This window comes from Allobosea sp., from assembly GCF_036675845.1.
Taxonomy (GTDB): Bacteria; Pseudomonadota; Alphaproteobacteria; order Rhizobiales; family Beijerinckiaceae; genus Allobosea.
The window spans coordinates 22,895-29,496 of the sequence record NZ_JAKFED010000122.1 but is presented as its reverse complement, the minus strand read 5'-3'; the positions used below and the strand labels follow the sequence as shown (position 1 = coordinate 29,496).

The window sequence follows — 6,602 nt, the reverse complement described above, 5'->3', positions numbered from 1 at the left end:
TAGGAGCCGAAGCGCTCATAGAGGATGCCGCCGAGCAGCACGCCGAGGAAGCCGCCGACCTGATGCGAGAAGAAGGCGAAGCCGTAGAGCATCGCCATGTATTTCGTGCCGAACATCAGCATCACCAGCGCCGAGGTCGGCGGCACGGTCGAGAGCCAGAACAGGCCGATGGTGATGCCGAAGACGATCGCCGTCGCCGGGCTGGGCGGGATCAGGATGAAGGCGGCGATCGCCACGGCGCGGCCGAGATAGATCCAGGCCAGGAGATGGCGCTTGGGCATGCGCGACGTCAGCCAGCCCGAGCCGAGCGAGCCCGCCGCATTGGCAAGGCCGATCGCGGCAAGCGTCCAGCCACCGACCCAGGCCGGCAGGCCGGCATCCTTGAGATAGGCCGGCATGTGCACGGTGATGAAGGCGAGCTGGAAGCCGCAGGTGAAGAAGCCGAGCACCAGCAGGACGTAAGAGCGATGCTTGAAGGCCTCGCCAAGTGCCTGGCGGATGGTCTGGCCCGGCAGGTTGGCGGCCGCGGTCAGCCCGGCTGCCGCCGTCCCGGTCTTGCGCATGGCGAGCATCGTCGCCAGCGGGATGATCGGCAGCAGCGTCACCGCGAAGATGACGAGCGCCTGCTGCCAGCCGAGCGTCTCGATCAGGATGTTGCCGATCGGCGGGAACAGGAACTGGCCGAAGGAGCCGGCGGCGGTGCCGGCGCCGAAGGCGAGCGGCCGCCACTGCTCCGGCAGGAGCTTGCCGAAGGCGGCCAGAACGAGGTTGAACGAGCAGGCCGAGAGGCCGAAGCCGATCAACACGCCGGCGCCGAGATGCAGCTCCAGCGGCGTCGTGGCATAGGCCATCATGACGAGGCCGGCGGCATAGAGCAGCGCCCCGACCCAGAGCACCCGGACGATGCCGAAACGGTCGGCGACGGCGCCGGCGAAGGGGGCACCGAGGCCCCAGAGCAGGTTCTGGATCGCCAGGGCAAGGCCGAAGGTATCGCGGCCCCAGCCGAATTGCAGCGTCATCGGGATCTGGAAGAGCCCGGCGCTGGCGCGCGGCCCGAAGCTGATCAGCGCGATCAGGCAGCCGGCGGCGACGATGATCTCCGGCGCATGGCTGCGCCTGGTGGCGGAATTCATGAAAGGCTCCGGAGAATGGGAACGTGTGTCTGCACGTTAACCCCGGCGGCACGGCGATTCCAACGCGATTCCGTGACATCGCGCATCACAGCCTTGCATGGGAAAACCGCGCCGCGGCCGTTGCAGACCGCGGTTCCGGGCCTTCGCCGCCGGCCTTTGCGGCTTTCGCCCGGAAGGCGCATGCGCTCCTCGCCGGCGCCATGGCCGGCCTGTTAACCGACCCTCAACCCTGACCAGGGATTATCGAACTGTCGCGGATTTGCATCATCGCGGATCGCGCATGCCGTTTCCTTTCCTCTCGGGTTGAGCGCCTTGAGTCAGTTGCGTCCGCGTCACCGATCGAAGCGAAGCCGCAGCGCCAGCCTGAGATGGGCGCTGGCGACGGTCGCGCCCTGGGCGCTTTCGGCCGGGCTTCTGGTCTCGTTCACCGCCTCGGCCGGCCAGAACCACCACGCCTATGCCTCGCCGTCATCGCTGATCGCCCGCGCCGCCCCGAACCCGCACTCCGACCTGGCCGAGGGACCCTCGATGCTGGTCGCGGCAAGCGCCTTCCGCCTGCCCGACCGCGCCTTCGCGCGGATGATCCAGCGGGCGCGGCATTCCTTCGAGGCTCCGGAAAACGTCTTCGTCGCCGATCCGCGCCTGCCGCGCGAGGACATGAAGCGCGCCGCCGGCTCCTTCCCCCAGGTCGACCGCAGCGCCAAGGGCGACCCGCTCGTCGGCCTGCGGCCGACGCTGACCCGCGACGGCCCGCCCGGCGAGCTCGAGCGCATCGTCTTCGGCGAAGCGCCCGACATGGTCTCGAGCGGTTTCTCGCTCGAGGCGCTCGACGGCTATGACGGCCCGCAGATCGGCTTCGAGCCGCCGGCCCATGACGAGGGCGTCACCGATCCGGCGCTCTCGGACGCCTCGCCGACCGCGGTGCGGCGCATCATCACCTCGCCGCGCGAGGCCGAGCTGCATCTGGAGAGCATCGACGGCTCGACCCCCTCCGTCGCCGGCAGCCTGGCGCAGTCCTCGACGACGCCGACGACCGGGGACAGCGTCAGGATCGCCTCGGCGACGCCGCAGCCCGCCACCCCGGCCGCGACCGCGCAGCAGCCGCAAAGCCGCATCGCCAAGGCGGCGGCGAACGGCGACGCCACGGCGCGCCGGACCGAGCGCGAGAGCGAGGGCAAGCAGATCTACACCAGCCTGATCGCGCCCGAGAACATGGCAAAGGAACAGCGCTGCCTGGCCGAGGCGATCTATTTCGAGGCGCGCTCGGAATCCGAGGAGGGTCGCGCCGCCGTGGCGCAGGTGGTGCTGAACCGGGTCAAGAGCGGGCTCTATCCCGACAGCGTCTGCGGGACCGTCTACCAGAACCGCAACCGCCACCTCGCCTGCCAGTTCACCTTCGCCTGCGAGGGCAAGTCGCTGCGGATCACCGAGCCCGGCCCCTGGCGCGACGCCACCCGCATCGCGCGCGAGGTCTATGACGGCACGACCTATCTCGCCGATGTCGGCGCCTCGACGCATTACCACGCCGACTATGTCCGCCCCTACTGGGCCCGGAAGCTGAAGAAGATGGATACGATCGGCCGGCATGTTTTCTACAAGCTCAGGCCGGGGCAGACTTGAGGGTGCTGTAGCGCAAGGAGCCGGGTTTTTGCTGCTGACCCGAGACAACCGATGAAACTCATCGTCGCGGGCTTGGTCGCGTTGCTGGCGACCGCTTGCGCAAATCCGGAAAAGCAAAGCGCCAGGTGCCAGACCCATTCGATCGGCAATGGGCAGACGCTGACCGAGTGCCAGTGACATCGCACCGATCTCGACATCGTTTCCCGAGAAGCTGCTTGACAACGCCCCGAGCCCTCATCCTGAGGAGCGATCCACGGGATCGCGTCTCGAAGGATGAGGGCTGTGCGAATTCTCAAACGGACTCTCAGCGAACGGCTCGCGGCCGAATAATCCCCGGCCGAAGTAGTGCTCGGTGCCTCAATAGGGCAGATCGAGCCAAGATATGCCCCGCCCCTCCCCGACAAGTGACGCCGATTTAATCCAGGCGTAACCGGCGCGACGGGCGGTGTCATGTACGGACCGGTTGTTCGTCTTCGACCCTCGGAATGGGCCGGGCGGCACACGGCACTCGAGACCGGAGTCGGGCGCAGGCAGATGCCTGCGGAGAGGGGGCGGCGCTGTGGGAGGCAGTGACGCTCCCTCTCCACTTCCCTCCGGCGATCCAGTTCGAGGGCCGGGCTCGCGGGCTTTCCGGTCCGGCGGCCCCGCAAGATCGGCGCCCGTTGCCCTGACGAGCGGTTTCCCGAACCGCTCGAATGCAAGAGAAACCTGCAAGAAGCCAGCAACAGAGCTGAACGCGCCGGGCGGCGAACCATGGTTAATTTTACCTTGTTTCCGCGTTTACCTTGCGTTCATCAGTCCAGTCCGGCTTTCTCTGCCCAACGACGCAGCCGCAGTGCCGCGCAACGGGGCAGAGGTCAGACATGGCATCCAGGGTTCTCTCGCTCGGCGGCATCGCCGCCACCGCCCTAGTCGGCGCGCTCGGCTTTACCGCTCCGGCCGCTGCCGGCGGCTGCTACGGCTCGTCCTGCTACCGGGCGCCGGTCAGCGATTGCGGCGGCTCCTGCTACAAGCTGGTGACAACGCCGCCGGTCTACGGCACGGTCGAGGAAAGCTATGTCGTCCGCCCTGCCCGCACCTTCTCCAAAGTGATCCCGGCCGAATACGACACGGTCGTCGAGAAGGTGATGGTCCAGCCGGAACGCCGCGTCGCGCGGCATATCCCGGCCCAGTACAGGACCGTCTCCGAGAAGGTGCTGATCGCGCCGGCGGCGAGGCGCTGGGAAGTCAGCCAGGACGCCTATGGCCGGACCACCGGCTGCTGGGTCCAGGTCCCGGCGCAGTACGGCTACCAGCAGCGCACCGTCGAGGTCGCTCCGGCCTCCGTCGACTACGACGTCGTGCCGGCGGTCTACAGCCAGCGCAGCCGCCGCGTCATGGTCCGCGCCACGCAGGTAGTGCACGAGACGGTGCCGGCCGAATATGCGACCCGCCAGCGCCAGGTCCTGGTCAGCCCCGGCTCGCAGAGCTGGGCCCGGGCCGGCTACTGAGTTTCACCGAACTTTCCACGTAGTCCTATTCATCACGGAAACCATGACTTACGCCCCGGCTTCGGCCGGGGCTTTTTTTGGCCCAAACGTCATTGCGAATGACGCGTCATGCTCGGGCTTGACCCGAGCATCTCCGCCTCGTTGGCGACCGCTCGGCCTGAGATTCTCGGGTCAAGCCCGAGAATGATGTGCCGGCGTCAGGCGAGCCCGCCGGTGAGCAGCAGCAGCACGCCGACGCCGAGCGCGAAGGCGAGGATGCGGGCGGGCATGGCGATGAGCGTGCCGGGCGGCTGGCGCATCAGCAGGCTGGCTGCGACCTCGACCAGCGCCAGCGCCAGCAGGACATAGACGAAGGGCGGGAAGGTCCCGCCCTTGGTGATCCAGCCGGTATTGGCGGCAAGCGAGGCCGCTGCGCCGAGACCGACGCCCGCGGCGATGAAGAACTGCTCGGGCTTGGTGAAGCGCACCGGCGGCTCAGCGCCGGCGGAAGTTCTGCGGCCGCGGCGGCATCGGGCCGGGGCTCGCGGTCTTCTGGCGGAAGTTGATGCGGCCCCTGTCGAGGTCGTAGGGCGACATCTCGACGACCACGCGGTCGCCGGCGATGGTGCGGATACGGTTCTTCTTCATCTTCCCGGCCGCATAGGCCAGGATCACATGGTCGTTGTCGAGCTTGACCCGGTAGTTCCCGTCCGGGAGCACCTCGACCACGGTGCCGTCGAATTCGAGAAGTTCTTCCTTCGCCATTCCCTGATCCTTCGTCTTCTCTTCGGCACGGGGACCGGACCAGCAGGCTTGCCGCGATCCGGCCCGTCGAGCGGGCTACGCGTCAGTTCGCGCGCCGCCTGGCGCCATTGGTGCGTCGTTGCTCCGTTCTTTGCTGCAAGAACGCGACGCCGCCAAGCCCTTCATTGCCGGAAGCTGCTTCTTTTCGTGCCGCCGGCGCGTCGGTGCGCGGCGCCGGACGTTCGCTGCGCGGCTGGTTCGGGCGCGGCGCATCGCTGCGCTGGCCGCCGCCATTGCGGCCGCCACCGTTATTGCCACCGCCATTGCCGGACTTGGCGCCCTGGCGCTGGCCTTGCGGCCGGCCATTGTCGCGGCCACCGCCGCCCTGCTGGCCACGGCCGCCGCGGCCCTGGTTCTGCGGCGGCTTCTTCGGCGTGCGGCCGTCCCAATAGGGCACTTCGCCGATCGGCGTCGGCGCCACCTTGGTCAGCTTCTCGATCGCCGCGAGATCGCCGCGCTCTTCCGGCGTGCAGAAGGCGATGGCGACACCGGACGCGCCGGCGCGCGCGGTGCGGCCGATGCGGTGGACATAGGTCTCGGGCACGTTCGGCAGGTCGAAATTGATGACATGGCTGATGCCGTCGACGTCGATGCCGCGCGCCGCGATATCGGTCGCCACCAGGATGCGAAGCTCGCCGTCCCGGAAGGCGCCGAGCGCGCGCTCGCGCTGGCCCTGGCTCTTGTTGCCGTGGATGGCGGCGGACGCGATGCCGGACTGCTCGAGCTGACGCACGACCTTGTCGGCACCGTGCTTGGTGCGGGTGAAGACGATGGCGCGCTCCATCTCGGGAACGCTCAGGGTCTTCGCCAGCAGCGCCGGCTTCTGGCCGGCTTCCGTGAAGACGACGCGCTGGTCGACCTTCTCGGCGGTGGTCGCGACCGGCGCGACCGCGACCTCGACCGGATCGGTCAGATAGGCGGAAGCGATCTCGCGGATCGCCTTCGGCATCGTCGCCGAGAACAGCAGGGTCTGGCGTTTGGCCGGGATCAGCGTCGCGATCCGGCGCAGGGCATGGATGAAGCCGAGATCGAGCATCTGGTCGGCTTCGTCCAGCACCAGGAACTCGATCTCGCGCAGCGAGACGGCGCGCTGGTCGACGAGATCGAGCAGGCGGCCGGGCGTGGCGACGAGGATGTCGACATGCTGGCCGAGCGCGCGGATCTGCTTGCCGACCGGGACGCCGCCGAAGATCACCGTCGACTTGACGGTGGTGAACTGGGCGTAGGCGCGAATGCTGGCCTCGATCTGGGCCGCGAGCTCGCGCGTCGGCGACAGGATCAGCGCGCGCACCGAGCGCGGCTGCATGCGCCGCGGCTGGTTGATGAGCCGGTGCAGCATCGGGAGGGTGAAGGCGGCGGTCTTGCCGGTGCCGGTCTGGGCGGCGCCCAGCAGGTCACGACCGTCGCGAATCGAAGGGATCGCCTGCGCCTGGATCGGCGTGGGCGTCTCATAACCTTCGGCCGCGAGCGCCTTGAGAAGCGGCTCGGCCAGGCCGAGGTCGGTAAATTTTGTCAAAACAGGTCTTTCCTGAACCGGATCGCAAGGGGCGCACGTGGAGAACGGAAGCGCCGCGTC

At 68.3% G+C, this 6,602-nt stretch carries 7 protein-coding genes; 3 read left to right on the top strand and 4 right to left on the bottom strand.

Going from position 1 to position 6,602, the window contains the following annotated elements; all coding sequences use genetic code 11:
* A partial coding sequence (locus tag V6M56_RS13215; RefSeq protein WP_332684380.1) for an MFS transporter occupies window positions 1-1,133 on the bottom strand: 1,133 nt, incomplete at its 3' end.
* 312 nt (window positions 1,134-1,445) lie between these two features.
* Here V6M56_RS13215 and V6M56_RS13210 point away from each other — a divergent pair.
* The 3 genes from V6M56_RS13210 (at window position 1,446) to V6M56_RS13200 (ending at window position 4,243) form a co-directional block, all read left to right on the top strand.
* A complete protein-coding gene (locus V6M56_RS13210) occupies window positions 1,446-2,753 on the top strand; it encodes a cell wall hydrolase (protein WP_332684378.1) in 1,308 nt (435 codons plus the stop codon).
* Window positions 2,754-2,804: 51 nt separating this feature from the next.
* Window positions 2,805-2,930 (top strand): hypothetical protein, encoded by a 126-nt coding sequence (locus V6M56_RS13205; RefSeq protein WP_332684377.1) that lies wholly within the window; start codon window positions 2,805-2,807, stop codon window positions 2,928-2,930.
* A gap of 686 nt (window positions 2,931-3,616) precedes the next feature.
* A complete protein-coding gene (locus tag V6M56_RS13200) occupies window positions 3,617-4,243 on the top strand; it encodes a hypothetical protein (protein WP_332684376.1) in 627 nt (208 codons plus the stop codon).
* Window positions 4,244-4,440: 197 nt separating this feature from the next.
* Here the strand turns inward: V6M56_RS13200 and V6M56_RS13195 are convergent, their stop codons facing one another.
* The 3 genes from V6M56_RS13195 to V6M56_RS13185 all read right to left on the bottom strand — a co-directional run bounded on the left by V6M56_RS13195 (window position 4,441) and on the right by V6M56_RS13185 (window position 6,542).
* Window positions 4,441-4,710: a hypothetical protein gene (locus V6M56_RS13195; RefSeq protein ID WP_332684374.1), complete on the bottom strand. Its 270-nt coding sequence runs from the start codon at window positions 4,708-4,710 to the stop codon at window positions 4,441-4,443.
* Window positions 4,711-4,717: 7 nt separating this feature from the next.
* On the bottom strand, window positions 4,718-4,987 hold the full coding sequence (gene infA, locus V6M56_RS13190; RefSeq protein ID WP_057187732.1) for a translation initiation factor IF-1: 270 nt from the start codon (window positions 4,985-4,987) through the stop codon (window positions 4,718-4,720).
* A gap of 82 nt (window positions 4,988-5,069) precedes the next feature.
* On the bottom strand, window positions 5,070-6,542 hold the full coding sequence (locus tag V6M56_RS13185; RefSeq protein ID WP_332684355.1) for a DEAD/DEAH box helicase: 1,473 nt from the start codon (window positions 6,540-6,542) through the stop codon (window positions 5,070-5,072).
* Between the last annotated feature and the right edge of the window lie 60 nt (window positions 6,543-6,602).